Source organism: Nocardia vaccinii NBRC 15922, from assembly GCF_001613305.1.
Classification (GTDB): domain Bacteria; phylum Actinomycetota; class Actinomycetes; order Mycobacteriales; family Mycobacteriaceae; genus Nocardia; species Nocardia vaccinii.
Map to the genome: position 1 here is coordinate 32,078 of NZ_BDCC01000004.1, position 14,580 is coordinate 46,657.

Consider the following 14,580-nt stretch of genomic DNA (forward strand, 5'->3'; position numbering starts at 1 on the left):
TCAGACTCCTGTCTTCGTATCATTGGCGTCCGCCGCCCGGCTCGATGTCGGAACATCCTGCGGCAGAAGATGGTTCAGCACACCCAGGGCGTGCGTGTAGAGGGCCGGGAAGTAGCGTTTGAGGTGCCAGATCAGCTGCGCGTCCAGCTGCGGCAGGACGTACAGCCGGCCGCGGTCGTTGGCGTCGAGGGTGGTGCGCGCCACCTGTTCCGGGGTGAAACCGGTCCAGCGCATGAGGGTTTCGGCCAACTGCTGGGAGGCCGCGGTGATGCGGCCGTCCTTGGCGACGTTGGTGCGCACGAAGGTCGGGCACAGCACCGTCACCGCGACGCCGCTGCCGGACAGTTCCGCGGCCATCGTCTCGGACAGCGAGATGACCGCGGCCTTGGACACGTTGTACGGGCCCATCGAGGGCGCGGCGGCGAATCCGGCCGCCGAGGCGACGTTGATGACACCGCCGCGTCCGGCCGCGCGCAGCCTCGGGACGAAGATCTCGCTGCCGTGCACCACACCCCACATATTGATGCCCAGCGCCCACTGCCAATCCTCGAAACCTATCTCCCCCACAGGTTTTCCGCCGATGCCCACGCCCGCGTTGTTGATCACCAGGGTGGGTGGTCCGCCGAAGATCAGCTCCGCGTGCATGGCCAGGCTCTCCACGTCCTCGCGGCGGGAGACGTCGCACCCGACCGCATGCGCCGCGCGTCCGTGGCTGCGCCGGATCATCCGGACCGTCTCCTGCGCACGCGCCTCGTCGATGTCGGCACACACCACTTCCCCACCGCGAGCAGACAATTCGAGGGCGAAGGCGCGACCGATACCGCTGCCCGCACCGGTCACCACGGCCTTGGCGCCGTGCGAGCGGCGGCCGCCGCCGAGCGCGGCCATCAGATCGTCGAGTATCCACATGATCAGCTCACCCGTTCCCGGACAGCAGTCTCCGCGAGTGCGGAGCTGACGAAATTCGCGGTGCGGCGCAGTGCGGGCCCGGCTTCGGGAACCAGCAGCGGCAACGCCTGGAAGACATGAATGCGGCCGGGCCACAGTTCGAGCTCGCAGCGAGCCCCGGCCGCGACGGCCATCTCGCGCAGCCGTCGCGCGTCGCCGGACAGCATCTCCTCCGCGCTGGCCTGCACGAACAGCGGCGGCAGCGCGGTACCGGCCACGATGTCCAACCGCAGGCGCGGCGAGGCCGGAGACTGCCCGCGGGTGTAGAGCCGCACGAGCCGACGACCGGCCCGCGCGGGAGCCATCGGGTCGGGGCGGCGGCGGTCCTGCTGTTCGGCGAGCGCGAGCGTCAGATCGATCAGTGGGGAGAACATGAACGCCCCCGCGGGCTGCACGATGCCCGTGCGGTCGTTGTGCAGCAACAGATCCAGGGCCAGATGCCCGCCCGCGGAATCACCGCCGATCACCAGATCCTCTGCCCGGTAGCCTTTTTCGAGCAGCCACCGATATCCGGCCGCGACATCGTCGGCCGCCGCCGGGAACCGGTGTTCGGGCGCGAGTCGATAGTCGACGAGAAATACCGGCAGTCCGGTCGCCTTGGACAGCCGCGAGGCCAGCCCGCGGTGGGTGCGCGCCGAACACACCACGTACCCGCTGCCGTGGATGTAGTAGATCGCCCGCTCACCGTGCTCCACCCCGGCCGCCCGCACCCATTCCCCGCGCAGGCCACCGGAGCGAACCTCGACCACCGACGTGCCCGGCAACGTCGGCCCGAATGCCGCCATCACCGCCGCGATCAGCCCGCGTCCCGCCCAGATCCCCGCCCGATTCGCGGGCAACAGCCCATTGACCTGCCTTAACCCGGCCACTGAAGCCACCGCCGCGACCTGCGCCCGCATCGACGCAGCCCTCGGCAGTCCGGCGCCAGGGGTCCCCATTGACCCTGTACTCGTCATACTTCGAGCATCACAGCGAATGTGCCAGTTGTCAATGGCACATTCATGCCCTCCTTTTTCCGCGCCAGCGGCCCTCATCGCGCGGCCGGCGCCGAAACTCGTCCCCGCGACAGCCGAACGCGTAGCCGACGCCCTGCGCGGCGAGGCAGCCGACGGTCGACTCACACCAGGGGTGCGCCTGCGCGAACATGTTCTGTCCGATGCGCTGGGCATGGGTGATCCAGCCGATGCGGCAGGGACCGCAGTCGGACTCGTGGCCGGCCGCCGGGGGCTCTCGGCGACCGGGCTCGTTCAGCCGAGCATCGCGCGCAACCGGCTCGGGGCCAGGTCGCGGGGTTCGCGACGATCGCGGGCGTATTCGGTGACCAGGCGCTGGAGCAGGTCGTTGATCGGGGTCGGTACCGCGTGCAGGCGGCCGAGCAGCGCGATCTCGCCGTTGAGGTAGTCGACCTCGGCCGAGCCGGTCGCGCGGGCCAGGCTCTGCCACGTCGAGCCGCCGAGTCGCGGGACGCCCTCGATCTGCCGCAACTGCATCCGATCGCCTTGTATCTCTTGACGTTCCGCCTCGTCGGCATAGCGGATCCCGGCCGCGGCCAGCACCGCCTCGCCCTCGGCGCGGGCGCCCTGCCACAGGTCCTGCGCCGGTTCGCCGCTGTCGTCGAGCAGGGCCATCAGGGCGTTGCCCAGGTTGTTGAGGAGTTTGCCGTACTTCCAGCGCATGACATCCTCGACGACCGGGGCGAGGAAAGCCGTCGACGCCAGATGCTCACCGAATTCCGTTATCGTGGAATCACTTCCGTGCGGATAGCGGCCGAGCGTCAGGATGCCGCTCATGGGGGCGGTATGCGAGACCACCACACCCGGTTCCAGATGCGTCGCGGGCAACCACACGCACATCCCGTACACGGTGCGGAAGATCCGTTGCGCGACCCGCTCGTTCTCCACCCCGTTCTGGGCGCACACCAGCGCCAGCCGGTCCGCGGCGACCCCGCCGCCCGCCACGGGCGCGGCGGCCCACTGTGTCAGGGCCGCCGCGGTGTCCTGCGATTTCACCGCGAGCAGCAACACGTCGTCGGCCCGTAATTCGCCGAGTTCGGCGTGATCGGTCACGGCGTGCACCGGCAGCGTCTCGGCGCCCTCGACCGTGACCAGGCGCAGCCCGTTGTCCCGCAGGGCCGCCAGATGCGCGCCGCGGGCGACCAGCACAACGTCGTTGCCGCCCTGAATCAGTCGCGCGCCGATGACACCGCCGACCGCACCCGCCCCGATGATGATGTATCGCATATCGGCGATGCTAGGTGCGATCGAGCCCCAGGGCGGCTCCGGCCGGGTGTTCGGCCATCGGACCCGCGCGGATGGCTATTCGGCTGGGGCAGTGTCGCGTTCATGCGGCGCCGACTGCGTTCGGCGCAGCGAGGTCCACGCCTCGAGATCCTCTTCCAGAATCGCGTTGAGGTGCCGCATGGTCTCGCGGGCGAGTGCGTCGTGGTCGCCTCCTTCCGCGCGACGAAGTTCCGTGGTCCGCAGGAGTGCTTGGAGCTGGCCGAGAATCACGCTGCGCTGCACCCACATCTCACGATGCCGGTACAGGCCGTCCCACGCGGTGAGCACCCCGATCGAGGCGGCCAGGGCGGTGCTGGCCAGGCCCAGCCAGGGGGCTTGGAACACCGCCACCGCCGCGCCGACCACGGCGATCAGGCCGTTGGCGACCGCGGTCCACACGACGACGCGTTTGGCCCGGGTCTTCACCACGACACGGGAGCGCTGGTATTCGTTCCGGTAGAACGTCAGATAGTGGAGGCTGATCGCCAGCGTGTCGGCCCCCGCCGGCGGGGACTCGGGGCTGTGCAGCCCGGAGGAGCGAGCTCTGCTCGGCTCACGGTCGGGCCGGCGAGGCTTGAACATGTATTCCCTGTTCAGAAGAGTGACACGGTGCTGTACAGTGGACTGAAAGTAGCACAAATGGTTGCATTTGGGTGGCATTCAGAGCTATCCTGATAGGAACGCATTTCTGGTGAGGCAGGCTCACCCATCGAGGATTGTGAGGGCGATGAGCGCACCACACGAAGCCGTCGCCAGTCATGTGGCGGCGTCCCGGCTGCCCACCTCGGAGTTGTCGCGTCAGCTCGTTCACAATCTGGGGCCGACACTCGTCGCGCTCGTCGCCGGCGTGCGCGATCGCAAACTGCCCTACAAGTGGTCGCAGTCGGACGGGCCGCGTCCCCGCGACGCCGCGCTCACTCGCCTACAGGTGGCCCACCGATGTTGGAGCATTCTGTCGCGCACCGAAGGTGCGGACGTGACGCGAGCGTGGTTCATCGGCGCGAACCCGCATCTGGGAGAGGACTCGCCCGCCATCGCGATCCGGGACGGTCGGTATCGTGAAGTGATCACTGCCGCAGTGACATTCGCAGGCCACTCGGACGACTGACGGATACCCGCGATTCCCCCTTCGATACCATCCCCTTATCGGTGTCGACTCGGACGAAGGGGGAATGGTGGTGTCCGTCAGCGATATCCACTCCGGCGCCGGTACCAATCGCAGATGCCCCAAGACGGGCCTGGCGCTCGTTTCCTCCTCCCGCCGCGAGGTGTTCCGCCTCGCCAAACCCGTGTACGGCCCGCTCAATCCGCGCAGACGCATTCCGTCCGGTCCGGACGAACGAGACGACTGGAACAGATACGACGTCGAGGGGCAGCAGACCATATATGCGGCCGGCACGATGGAAGGCGCCTACGGTGAGCTGCTGGCGCCGTTGCGCCCCAAGCTGCCGCGGCGGGCGATCGCCTACTTCGACGATGTGGGCGAGAACGACGAGCTCGAATCACTGATCCGCGAGGAATGGCGGAGCTCCGGATACCGCTCCCCCGGCGAGGTCGACCTGATGTGGCTGACCGCACTGCGGCTCTATCGAATCACCCTGCCCGCCAGGGGATGGTTCATCGACATCGAAGCCGCGGCGAGCCTTTCGGCCATCAGCACCACATATGCACCGAGAACGCTCATCGAAAACGGAGTCACCGACCTCACCGTCGCCGAGTTGCGCGGCCCCGCCCGCTGGATCACCACCGCGATCGCGACCCGCATCTGGCCGGTGACTCTCTACGACGGGACGCTCGCTCACGGAGTGATGTACGGATCGCGATACGGCAGCGAGTGGACCTGCTGGGCCGTCTGGTTGCGCCGATCCAGGCGGTCGCACCCGAAAGGTCTCATCACCACCGCCGACGACGGCACCGAAGTCCTGCAACCGGCACTCAATCCCCCGCTGGAGGCGATCCTGTCGGCCTACGGTCTGACCGGAACCTGGTGAGAATCCACGGGTTCGGGCTGCTACGGCTCCGTCGTTGCCGCCGCGGCGCGTCGTCGTAGCTCGGTGAGGCCGGAGGCCAGGTCCTCGGCGGCGCCGGGGCCGGCGATGCCGGACAGCCGATCCGCGGCGAATCCGGGAAGCCTGCGCAACGCGTCGGTGGCCGGCTGTCCGGCGCGGTAGGCATCGCTGAATCGCAACTGCCACAGGCCCGCCGCGATCTCACCGGTGCGCCCGGCCTGCGCGCGCGGCAGATATCCGGCCGCATCGTCGGTGACCGCGGCCCAGACATACCCGACCACAACGGAATTCAGCCGAACCGGCAGATATCGGACCGGTGCGTCGGTCTCGGACGGGTAGCTCTCCAGCGGGGCGCTCACCAGCGGACCCCAGCCCTGCTCCCGATCCACCGGCGTGCCGTCGGGATATGTGCCGTCCTGGATCAACGGGCCCTCGCCCAGGGGCGGGCCGTCCGGATTGAGCTGCTCCCACAACCAGGTCAGGCTCGGCGATTCGGCGGTAATGCTCTGTGCCGGAACGATTCCGGCGACAGTATCCTCGGGTGCGCCGATCCACCGCTCGATCGCGGCACGCGGCGTCAGCCCGGTCGCGGCCGACTCGGTCAATCTCGTCTCCCAGGCGATCAGGCAGTCCAGATCCGCACCGGCCACCGCGAGTCGCCGCTCGAAACCCGCGGCGTGCTGATTCGGGGACGCCCACAGACAGCCGATCAACGCACCGCGCCGGTACACCGGCAGGTAAACGACGGGCAGGCGGGTCCAGTGCTGATAGCCGGTAGGTGTGCCGCTGGTCATGATTACTCCGAACCTGTTGTGTCCCTTGCGTGTGATCAGATCCGGAAGTTCGCTGCCGGCGGCCACTGTCCGGTAGTGCGCTCCAACTCGAAGGCCCACGTCACGGCGTGCGTGCAGATGTCGTGGATCGTCTCGGTGTCGGTGCGGTAGTGATGGGTCCTCGGATCGATCGTCAGCAGATGTTCGACCGGCGGACCGGCCGGAGCATCGAGCAGGGAACGACCGCGCACCCGGTACCGGACCTCGTCCGGCTGCTGTGTGATCCGCTCGACCTCGATTGCCCACTGCGGCGGGTAGACCTGAAATCCTTGTGCCGCACCGGTTTCGCGGACCTGCTCGTCGTACCGCTCGCCGATCGTGATCGGGTGCAGGCTCGGGTGTGCGGTGATCACCCCGGTGCGCTTGTCGACCACACGGTTCTCCCGCCCGAATCCCAGCCCGGCCGCTGTCTCCTCCCGCGTGAGCACCTCCTGGAACACCCAGCAGAATTCGCCCGGGTACAGCGACACCTCGCGGGGCATGGGGAACACCTCGGCCAAATACGCGAGAACCTGCTCCTCGGTCTCCAGTTGCATCGAGCCCGCCTCTTCCGTCGTCGAGTTTCCGGCCTACCGTGAATTATCACCGCGACACCAGTACGGCGTCGATGTGGAACAGGACCGATTCGGAATCGTCGGGCCGAATCCGCTCGACGCGCAGGGAGCTTCCGCGCGGGAGCCGCAGCCACGGCAGGTGGCCGGAGGTGGGGTCGTTCAACCAGAGCCCGTGCGATCCCGCGGGCAGTGCGACATGGACGAGGAAATCACCCTGGAGATAGTCCGACCCCAGAGACAACTCCAGATATCCCGGCTCCCGCTGTTCACTGCCGATCAGGAACCACGGACCACGGCTGCCGAGCGGCTTCCCGTCCACGGCGATCCACGACGACACATCCTCGACCCCGAACGTCCCCACGATGGGCCCGTTGGGAATGACCCGCTCGAGCGTCCGGTCATGCTCTGCCAGCCGACTTTCGAACAATTCGACAGTCGGCTCCGCCTCCGCGAAATGCCGCAGCGCCCGCATCTGCTGGCTGCTCTCGTGGATCGCGGTCAGATGCTCGGTCAACCAGCGGCCTCGCGCACGATGCCACCGAGGTAGACAGGAAGCCGAGTTCGCGCTGGGGAACGTTGAGGTAACCGCCGTGCGCGTCGGTCGCGAGGAAGCCGATGTCGTCGAGCCCCCGGATGACTCGGATCGGCTCGGTCAGCGGCAATACGTGCGTGGTCGCGAGATCGAGCTGGGCGATCTGATGGCGGATCGTCTCCGGGCCGAAGCTCCGGCCGAAGTGTTCGCTGTGCACCGCGGCGATCTCGTCGAAGGTTTCGGCGTCCTGCTGGATCTGCTCCCATCGGGCCGCCGGCCGCGGATCGTCCGGGACGATGTTCAGCGCCTGCAGTTCCCTTGTCGCCGCGCGGGTTCCGGGTCCATCGGCGAGCAGTTCGCCTCGCCGGGCATACAGCGCGGTCAGCTCGGGCGGACCCCCCTCGGGCCCGGCGAGTGTCCGCAGGATCGCGCTGCTCCAGCGGAGCCGGACGACCAGGTCGGCGAGTTCGGCATCCGAGAGGTTCTGCCGGAGAACGGAATCGACCAGGGACGCCTTCTCGTAGGCATGCAGGGCGGCGCGCACCTGCGGGGGCTGCCGGTGCCAGGTGCGCAGACGGCTGTGCCCGAACGCATCCCCCTGCTCGTCGATGTGGAAGCGTCGAACGCCGTCGCCGCCGACGAGCCCGTGATGGGAGCCGGGCGGGACTGCCGGATCCTGCTGGTGCGCGATCGGATAGGCGGGATACCCCTGGGGGCTGTAGAAGGCAGCGTGGGTAGCCGACAGTCCGCGCCGCGGTTGCGGCGGGAACCCGTGTGTCACATCGAATCCGGGATCCACGACATTGATCGCGCCGGACTCGTTGACCATCAGGTACGCATGTGCGCCGACGCCGTTGTCGTCGGTGGCACTGTACTCGTCCACGACGAGGGCGATGTGGCCGTGGCCGAGGGCCAGCAGATCACCGGCGATGTCGGGGCCGGACTCACTGAGGCCACATTTCATGGTTGGTCGGCCCGACCTGGTGATACGCCGCGTGAGCGGCAGCGAGCTTGCCCCGCAGCGCGCTCAGCGCTTCTCGCATCTCGGTTGCTGCCGCGATGCGGTTGGTGTGGGCTGCTCGGTGAGCTTCGGCGGCGGCACCGGTCCAGCTGACATGCAGCTGTTCGATGCCCTTATCGATCTCGGCCGCCAGATCCTCGATCGTGGTTTCCAGCTTGGCCGTATCGTCGATCAGGCGTTGCAGGCCGTCTAGATCCACACGGTATTCGGCCGCCACTACGACACCTCGGGAAGATCCAGGCTCGAACCAGACCGTACGATCGCCTGCGCCGAACTGTCATCGGTAGTCATATAGCCACCAGCCGCGCTCCGGAGAGCACCAGCATCGGCGGTGAACGAGGCGATGATCCGGCGCGCGCCGTCTTCCCAATCGGCCCAAGGACTTTCATGGGAACCGCCGGCGGTGCCCTGCCAGTCACTTCCGAGGAATGCGTGAACCGCACGCATGTGGGTGTCCACCGCGTTGATCAAGTCCTCGGCCTGCCTGTCCACCCAATCCGCTGTGGCACGCAACGTATCAGGACCCACATCGACACGATCCGCCATCTGCCTCCCCCTCTCGATCGTGCGAGCGCACAGACTCGACTATAGGACGCTAATGGTGCCGCGACATGACGAGCCGCCATCGGTACGAGCCGCCATCAAGCGTGGTTCCCGGCGAAACCGGGCCACCATGCACGTAGCGCCGCTCAGGGCCTACTTCACCAGCAAACGCGGCAGTGGTGGCACTGCGCAGCCGCCCTATCCGCGGAGGAAACCCCCCGCCCGTCCCGAGGCGATCGTCAACTTCCGAGACCATCAGCGTCATGGAGAGCGCCGCCGCTAGCGGCCCACCCCGCACCGCCACGCGAAACCGACTGCGCCCCAATCAAATTCTGGATTTGGTCAACCCATGCCCCATCGACAGACCGGTCCCCGATGGCGTCCGGTCACTGGACTTGCCATCCGATCGCTGACAGCAGTCACAAGCCGCGGCTATAGGTACACCCTTGACTTCGAAGACGTCGAGCGACCTCGAATTCAGGTGAAATCGGGGGAAAACTGCGCGCCCCAACGCACTTGGACAAGTCCACACCGATCGACGGCGAATGGCGTCGGAACCGCAAAGAGCCACACAAACCACGCTGCGCCCGCTCATAAGGTCAGGTCAACGCCGTTAACTGGAGACTCGGATTCCGAGCCGCGCTCAGCGCGCCACCGCGGCGACGGCGACAACGCAGTCGCGCAGTTCGGAAGTCGGACATCACCTTCCCAAGCAACGGCCAGCCGCATACATCCCCGCGCCCGCCCGGCCACTCCTTCTACCTGGGAGGTTGGGCATCCGCCGAGCCCGTCTGCTATCTTCTCACCGGGCCCAATGGGCCCCGAACGCCGGTGTAGTTTAGTGGTAGAACATCAGCTTCCCAAGCTGAGAGTGCGGGTTCGATTCCCGTCACCGGCTCTCCGAAAACCTTCTTCGACCAGCTTCGATACACCCGCAGGTCAGTTACCCTCGAAGGCCGGTGTGGCCGGCACTGTGACCTATCGTGGCGGCCATGGCCACAGCGCGGGTATGGACGGTTACCTCCACAACGCCCACTCGGGAGGACGCGCGGGATATCGGGAGGGCCGCGGTTGCCGAGCGGCTCGCCGCGGGCGCGGAAATAATCGGGCCCGCCTTTTCGGTGTTCCGGCATCTGGGCGAAATCGGCGAGGGAATCGAATGGCGTGTGTCACTGCGTACTTCGGCAAGTTCTCGTGATCGCCTCGCATCGCGCATTTCGGAACTGCACCCGTGGGACAGCCCCGAAGTCACCGCGACGCCGATCGAATGGTGTTCGGACAGCTACGCCGAATGGGTCGAGCGCGCCACGGGCGAGTAGCGGTAGATTTCCTTACCTCCCCTGGATCGACGACGAAAGTCCCTTTCGGGCCGGTTCGCCGCATACCAGAGTCGGTGGGGCGGTCGGAGCACGAATCAGGCGCGTCCCGCGCGGCCGCAGCAGCCGAGACAATCGAAGCTCCACCGCACAAGGGGAATTATGAATCGCATTACCGGGCGTATCGCCGCGATCGCCGTCGCTGTCATTTGTCCTGTCGTCGCCCTGGCCGGAGCGGCGTCCGCGGATCCCGGCCGGTTTCTCGGTGATCTGAACAAACTCGGCTACAGCCAGAACACGCCCGCGGAGCGCGACAGCGCGGTCCAGCGGGGCTACAGCATCTGCGACGATCTCGCGGCGGGCAACAGCAAGACCGATGCGATGGGGATTCTCGAGCGCAAAGACCCCTCCTTGTCCGGCTCCGAGGCCGCCGCCTGGGTCGTCGCATCCGCCGACGCGCTCTGCCCGCAGTATCGGTAGCGGCGCCGACCGGGCATCGGCACCGGTGTCGAGGCCACCTTCCGCAGTTCATCATCGCGGTTTCATATTCACCAACGCGATATCGCCGCCGTAGTGAGCCAGCACGCGGTGATCCATCACCGCGCGCCAGAGCGGCGGAATGGCGGCAAGCAGCATCATGGTGGCGTAGCCGTACGGCAGCTGCGGAGCTTGTTCGGGACTGCGGAGGGTCTGGTAGCGGCGGCCGGGGTTGGCGTGGTGGTCGCTATGGCGCTGGAGGTGGAACAGCAAGACGTTGGTGACGAGGCGGTCACTGTTCCAACTGTCGCGTACCGAGCATCGCTCGTACCGGCCGTCCGCGCGACGGGCCCGTTTCAACCCGTAGTGCTCCAGGTAGTTCACCGTCTCGAGCAATCCGATGCCGATCAAGGCCTGCAACAGCAGGAACGGGATGATGACGTACCCGTAGGCGAGTATCAACGCACCGAACAGCACGGCGCTCAATGACCAACCCTGAAGCAGATGATTCTGGTAGCTGAACCATCGCTTCCCCCTGCGGGACAGGCGTTCGCGCTCCAAGGACAGCGCCGAGCGGAAGCCGCCCAGAATGCTGCGCGGCAGGAATTCCCACAGCGATTCACCGAACCGCGCGCTCGCCGGATCCTCGGGGGTGGCGACGCGGACGTGGTGCCCGCGGTTGTGTTCGACATAGAAATGCCCGTACACGGATTGTGCCAGTGCGATCTTGGCCAGCCACCGTTCGAGATGTTCGGCCCGGTGACCGAGCTCATGGGCCGCATTGATGCCGATACCCGAGACGACCCCCAACGTCACGGTCAACCCCACTTTGTCGACGAATTTCAGCTGAGGGCCGGCCCACAGATATCCCGCGACAGCCAGCCCGCTGAACTGGATCGGCAGGAAAAGGTATGTACACCAACGGTAGTAACGATCGTTGGCCAAGACCTCGTAATCCTGCTCGGGCAGATTGCCGCTGTCACACCCCACCGTGACATCCAGTATCGGTACCACCACCAGCACGAAGATCGGTCCGATCCACCAGAACAGCTCGGATCCCGTGAGGCTCACCAGCGGCGCCGGCACCAGCGCGGATGCGGGCGCTATCGTACCGAGCACCCACAGATAACGTTTACGATCGCGCACAGATGTGCGTTCGATATCCGTCATAACCGTCTCGCTTTACCCAACCGGCAACCGATCATTCCCAGACATGCCCGATGACAGCGGTAGCGCTCCGAGTCCCCAGACGGTATCCGCCCCGCTGACGCCTGCCAACGAATAGCCGGAAAAGTGAACGACCGAATATTTTTCGTTGTGCGACGGAAATTCATTCGATGCGGAACCGAAGACTTTCCACCCTGGACGCGCGGCGGGCCGGGCCACGGCGATTCAGCCCGTGGACCGGCCCGTTGCCCGGCGTGATCCGGTGCGGTCAGCGGTCTCCGCTACCCGCACCGGAATATCGACATGCCGAAAGCGATCGGGTACCTACGGCAGCGCTGCACAATTGACCGGGGCGGGGACGTTGGCCAGGCGATCGGTGATCCACTGCTGCGAGTCGGCGATGGACGGGAAGAAGGCCAGGTCGTGAGTGCCGAGGACGCCGGTAATCGGCGGCAGCGACGGGTCCGCCTGCAACTGCACGGCCGTGCCGCGACCACACCAACTCGCGGCCAGACCACGGACGGGCGCGTAGGGCATGCCATCGTCGTTCCGAGCCGCGTACACGCGCACCGGCACCCCCGGGGCGAGTCCGCCCAGCCGCTGCTCGTCGAATGCCTTCTTCAATGCCGGCGTGCGGTCGATCACGGCCGTGAGCGGTTGTCCACTGGTCGTCCATCGGGACGTGTCCTGCGGCTGCGTGAAGGAACTGCCGAGGCCCCCGCCGCATTTGCCGATCGAGTCGCGCAGAATCGCCTTTCCCGTATCGTTCAGCGCGGCGTCGAGGGCTGGGCGGGTGTCCGGATAATCGGCGGCGATACCGTTGAGAATCCACGCGATGGCCGGTGCGACGCCCGGGCGGCCGTCGGCGTGTCCGATATAGGACTCCGGATCCACCAGGGGCGCTCCGACATATGCGCCGCGCACATTCAATTCCGGGGCGTACTTCGGTTGCAGTTCGGCCGCGGCGCCGGAGGCCATACCGCCCTGGGAGTAGCCGTAGAGCACGACCGGCGAGCGCGGATTCAAGCCGCTGCCGGGCAACCGCAACGCGGCGCGCGCGGAGTCCAGCACCGCGTAACCCTGTGTCTTGCGGTTCAGGAAGTCGTGGATCGGCGGTGCGCCCATGTCGTGGTAGTCGGTCATCACCACCGCCATGCCGCGGGACAGCAGTTGGTAGATCGGGAGGATGTCGTATTCCACGATCGCGTCGGCGGGCGGCTGAAACCGCACCACCTGCGACAGCATCGCCGAGGGTGCGCACGGATCGCTCTGGCCCTGCGTGCCGCCCGCGTACGCGATCAGCGGGCGCTCCCCCGGGCCGGTCCACGGAGCGATCGGCTCCAGATATGTTCCGACCACCGTGGTCGGCGAGTCGTTGGTGGTGCTGCTGGCGTAGGTGAGGCGGGTCGATCTCGCCGCGACGGTCCCCGGCAATCCCGGCGCCGACAACGTCACCTGCGACGTGTCGGCCTGAATGATGGAGCCCAGAGTCCCTCTGGACTGCGGTGTCGTCGGCGCGGACCACGCCTGTGGTGCGACGATCGCCCCGCCGCCGACCACGATGATGGTTCCTGCCAGCGCCGCGACCCAGGCGCGTTTACCGCTCCTCATATTCGATCCTTTCTGCGATTGAGTTGTCCAGAACGAGCTGGATCCAGATCGGATACCGAATCCGTGTTCGAGCGCAGAAATCAGGCACACCCGCTATAGGGGTTACCGAAGTCACAGCTTAGGACATCTCGGGCCCGCGGCTCCGGAGATCGCCGTTCGAGCCGGGCAGCCGTCGAATCGAATATGGGGGAGATTTAATCCGGTTGCCTCCCAATGGAAAGCAACCGGCGCGCCACCCGGCCGCGCACCGAACGCGCCCGGCCGGGAGGATTCGAACTACTTGATGCAGTCGGTGAGGATCTTCTGGGTGGCGGACTTGGCCTTGGCCGCGTCGTCCTTGCTCAGACCCATGGTGCTGGAGTCGAGCTTGTTGGTGTCGGTGCCGGGCTTGGTCATCAGGCGCAGGCCGTCCTGCGAGATGCCTTCGCCGACATAGATTTTCGCGGCACAGTCGGCCAGCTTCGGGTCGTTCAGACCGCTGCTCTGCAACGCCTTGGACAGATCCGCCTGGGTAACCTCCGGCTGGGCGTTGCTGGAACCACAGCCCGCCAGCAGGGGCAGAGCGACCAACGCGGCGGCGATCAGCGTAATCCTCAACTGATTCCTCGATTCTCGTCAAATACGGCTACGGCGGCAACACACAACCGCCGTGGTGATACTGCCGTATCCCACCGCTTCAGGACAGTCCGAGGTGACAATCCACAATCCGGGCCGCTACAGATCCATCGCGGCACGCAGTGCGGTATCCAGACGCTCCAGCGTGTCGTCCTCGACGGAATCTATGCGTTCGGCCAGCCAGCCTCGATAGATGCGGCCCAGATTGCCCGCGTGCACCCAGCCGTGGCCGGGAATCGACACGGCCAGAATGTCCTGCGGATCCTCGTCGAGCAGTTCGGCGGCGATCAGCCAGGGGCGCGGCGACTCGTTGATGCCGTCACTCGAGATCAGGACGACGTTGCGCCGCCGAGGCAAACCGTGCGGGTTGTAGCTCCACAGTTCACCCCTGCGCACGCATCAACTCCTCGGCGGCCGCCAGTTCCGCCTCGTCGGCGGCCGCGGCGGCGGCCGGATCGGGCACCGGACCACAGCCGGTGCGCACCGCCTCGCGCCGGGCGGCGCGAGATATCCACGCGGACGGGGACATGCCCGCACGCTCCGCGGCCTGCTCGGCGAACGACCAGGCCGCCGCATCGAGTGACAACGTCACCTTACGGGTAGCCATACCATTTATCGTACCGCCGAATCGCCCGAAACGAACACTGTTGGCATAACGCCAACCGTTGCTACCCT

General features: G+C 66.7%; 19 protein-coding genes and 1 tRNA gene. 5 read left to right on the plus strand and 15 right to left on the minus strand.

Annotated elements, in window-relative coordinates; genetic code table 11:
* From NV1_RS00750 to NV1_RS00765, 4 genes are all read right to left on the minus strand, one after another.
* Nucleotides 1-909, minus strand: coding sequence for an SDR family NAD(P)-dependent oxidoreductase (locus NV1_RS00750; protein WP_067884432.1), 909 nt, complete (start codon nucleotides 907-909; stop codon nucleotides 1-3).
* Nucleotides 910-911: 2 nt separating this feature from the next.
* Entirely contained in the window at nucleotides 912-1,904 is a 993-nt protein-coding gene (locus NV1_RS00755) for an alpha/beta hydrolase (RefSeq protein ID WP_245713495.1), read from the minus strand.
* A gap of 291 nt (nucleotides 1,905-2,195) precedes the next feature.
* The gene (locus tag NV1_RS00760; protein ID WP_067884436.1) at nucleotides 2,196-3,188 is read right to left on the minus strand and encodes a ketopantoate reductase family protein; all 993 of its coding nucleotides are present in this window, start codon (nucleotides 3,186-3,188) and stop codon (nucleotides 2,196-2,198) included.
* Nucleotides 3,189-3,263: 75 nt separating this feature from the next.
* The gene (locus tag NV1_RS00765) at nucleotides 3,264-3,809 is read right to left on the minus strand and encodes an SLATT domain-containing protein (RefSeq protein WP_067884437.1); all 546 of its coding nucleotides are present in this window, start codon (nucleotides 3,807-3,809) and stop codon (nucleotides 3,264-3,266) included.
* Between the two features lie 145 nt (nucleotides 3,810-3,954).
* Here NV1_RS00765 and NV1_RS00770 point away from each other — a divergent pair, with 145 nt between their 5' ends.
* Both NV1_RS00770 and NV1_RS00775 read left to right on the plus strand, forming a co-directional pair.
* Nucleotides 3,955-4,335 carry a hypothetical protein gene (locus tag NV1_RS00770; protein WP_067884439.1) on the plus strand — a complete coding sequence of 127 codons (381 nt, stop codon included), beginning with the start codon at nucleotides 3,955-3,957 and terminating at the stop codon, nucleotides 4,333-4,335.
* A gap of 70 nt (nucleotides 4,336-4,405) precedes the next feature.
* Nucleotides 4,406-5,218, plus strand: coding sequence for a hypothetical protein (locus NV1_RS00775; RefSeq protein ID WP_157116363.1), 813 nt, complete (start codon nucleotides 4,406-4,408; stop codon nucleotides 5,216-5,218).
* Between the two features lie 20 nt (nucleotides 5,219-5,238).
* Here the strand turns inward: NV1_RS00775 and NV1_RS00780 are convergent, their stop codons facing one another.
* From NV1_RS00780 to NV1_RS00805, 6 genes are read right to left on the minus strand one after another with little or no spacing between them, the layout of a single operon-like run.
* Nucleotides 5,239-6,030: a hypothetical protein gene (locus tag NV1_RS00780; protein WP_157116364.1), complete on the minus strand. Its 792-nt coding sequence runs from the start codon at nucleotides 6,028-6,030 to the stop codon at nucleotides 5,239-5,241.
* 35 nt (nucleotides 6,031-6,065) lie between these two features.
* A complete protein-coding gene (locus NV1_RS00785) occupies nucleotides 6,066-6,605 on the minus strand; it encodes a hypothetical protein (RefSeq protein ID WP_067884444.1) in 540 nt (179 codons plus the stop codon).
* Between the two features lie 46 nt (nucleotides 6,606-6,651).
* Nucleotides 6,652-6,984, minus strand: coding sequence for a hypothetical protein (locus NV1_RS00790; RefSeq protein WP_169813267.1), 333 nt, complete (start codon nucleotides 6,982-6,984; stop codon nucleotides 6,652-6,654).
* 37 nt (nucleotides 6,985-7,021) lie between these two features.
* Entirely contained in the window at nucleotides 7,022-8,119 is a 1,098-nt protein-coding gene (locus NV1_RS00795; RefSeq protein ID WP_067884448.1) for a hypothetical protein, read from the minus strand.
* Nucleotides 8,100-8,393, minus strand: coding sequence for a WXG100 family type VII secretion target (locus NV1_RS00800; protein WP_067884451.1), 294 nt, complete (start codon nucleotides 8,391-8,393; stop codon nucleotides 8,100-8,102). Before NV1_RS00800 ends, NV1_RS00795 begins: the two co-directional genes overlap by 20 nt.
* Nucleotides 8,393-8,722, minus strand: a complete 330-nt coding sequence (locus NV1_RS00805; RefSeq protein ID WP_067884453.1) for a WXG100 family type VII secretion target — start codon at nucleotides 8,720-8,722, stop codon at nucleotides 8,393-8,395. Before NV1_RS00805 ends, NV1_RS00800 begins: the two co-directional genes overlap by 1 nt.
* Nucleotides 8,723-9,546: 824 nt before the next feature.
* On the opposite strand from NV1_RS00805, the gene NV1_RS00810 reads away from it, so the two are divergent.
* From NV1_RS00810 to NV1_RS00820, 3 genes are all read left to right on the plus strand, one after another.
* Nucleotides 9,547-9,617, plus strand: a tRNA-Gly gene (locus NV1_RS00810).
* A 94-nt stretch (nucleotides 9,618-9,711) separates the two neighbouring features.
* The gene (gene cutA, locus NV1_RS00815) at nucleotides 9,712-10,038 is read left to right on the plus strand and encodes a divalent-cation tolerance protein CutA (protein WP_067884501.1); all 327 of its coding nucleotides are present in this window, start codon (nucleotides 9,712-9,714) and stop codon (nucleotides 10,036-10,038) included.
* A gap of 159 nt (nucleotides 10,039-10,197) precedes the next feature.
* Nucleotides 10,198-10,515, plus strand: a complete 318-nt coding sequence (locus NV1_RS00820) for a DUF732 domain-containing protein (protein ID WP_067884455.1) — start codon at nucleotides 10,198-10,200, stop codon at nucleotides 10,513-10,515.
* A gap of 51 nt (nucleotides 10,516-10,566) precedes the next feature.
* On the opposite strand, the gene NV1_RS00825 is transcribed toward NV1_RS00820, so the two are convergent.
* From NV1_RS00825 to NV1_RS00845, 5 genes are all read right to left on the minus strand, one after another.
* On the minus strand, nucleotides 10,567-11,682 hold the full coding sequence (locus NV1_RS00825; protein ID WP_067884457.1) for an alkane 1-monooxygenase: 1,116 nt from the start codon (nucleotides 11,680-11,682) through the stop codon (nucleotides 10,567-10,569).
* A gap of 321 nt (nucleotides 11,683-12,003) precedes the next feature.
* Nucleotides 12,004-13,290: a lipase family protein gene (locus tag NV1_RS00830; RefSeq protein WP_067884459.1), complete on the minus strand. Its 1,287-nt coding sequence runs from the start codon at nucleotides 13,288-13,290 to the stop codon at nucleotides 12,004-12,006.
* A gap of 276 nt (nucleotides 13,291-13,566) precedes the next feature.
* Nucleotides 13,567-13,887, minus strand: a complete 321-nt coding sequence (locus NV1_RS00835; protein ID WP_067884461.1) for a hypothetical protein — start codon at nucleotides 13,885-13,887, stop codon at nucleotides 13,567-13,569.
* 117 nt (nucleotides 13,888-14,004) lie between these two features.
* Nucleotides 14,005-14,301 (minus strand): hypothetical protein, encoded by a 297-nt coding sequence (locus NV1_RS00840; protein WP_067884463.1) that lies wholly within the window; start codon nucleotides 14,299-14,301, stop codon nucleotides 14,005-14,007.
* A complete protein-coding gene (locus tag NV1_RS00845) occupies nucleotides 14,288-14,512 on the minus strand; it encodes a hypothetical protein (RefSeq protein ID WP_067884464.1) in 225 nt (74 codons plus the stop codon). The genes NV1_RS00840 and NV1_RS00845 overlap by 14 nt, the downstream gene beginning before the upstream one ends.
* Nucleotides 14,513-14,580 lie beyond the last annotated feature (68 nt).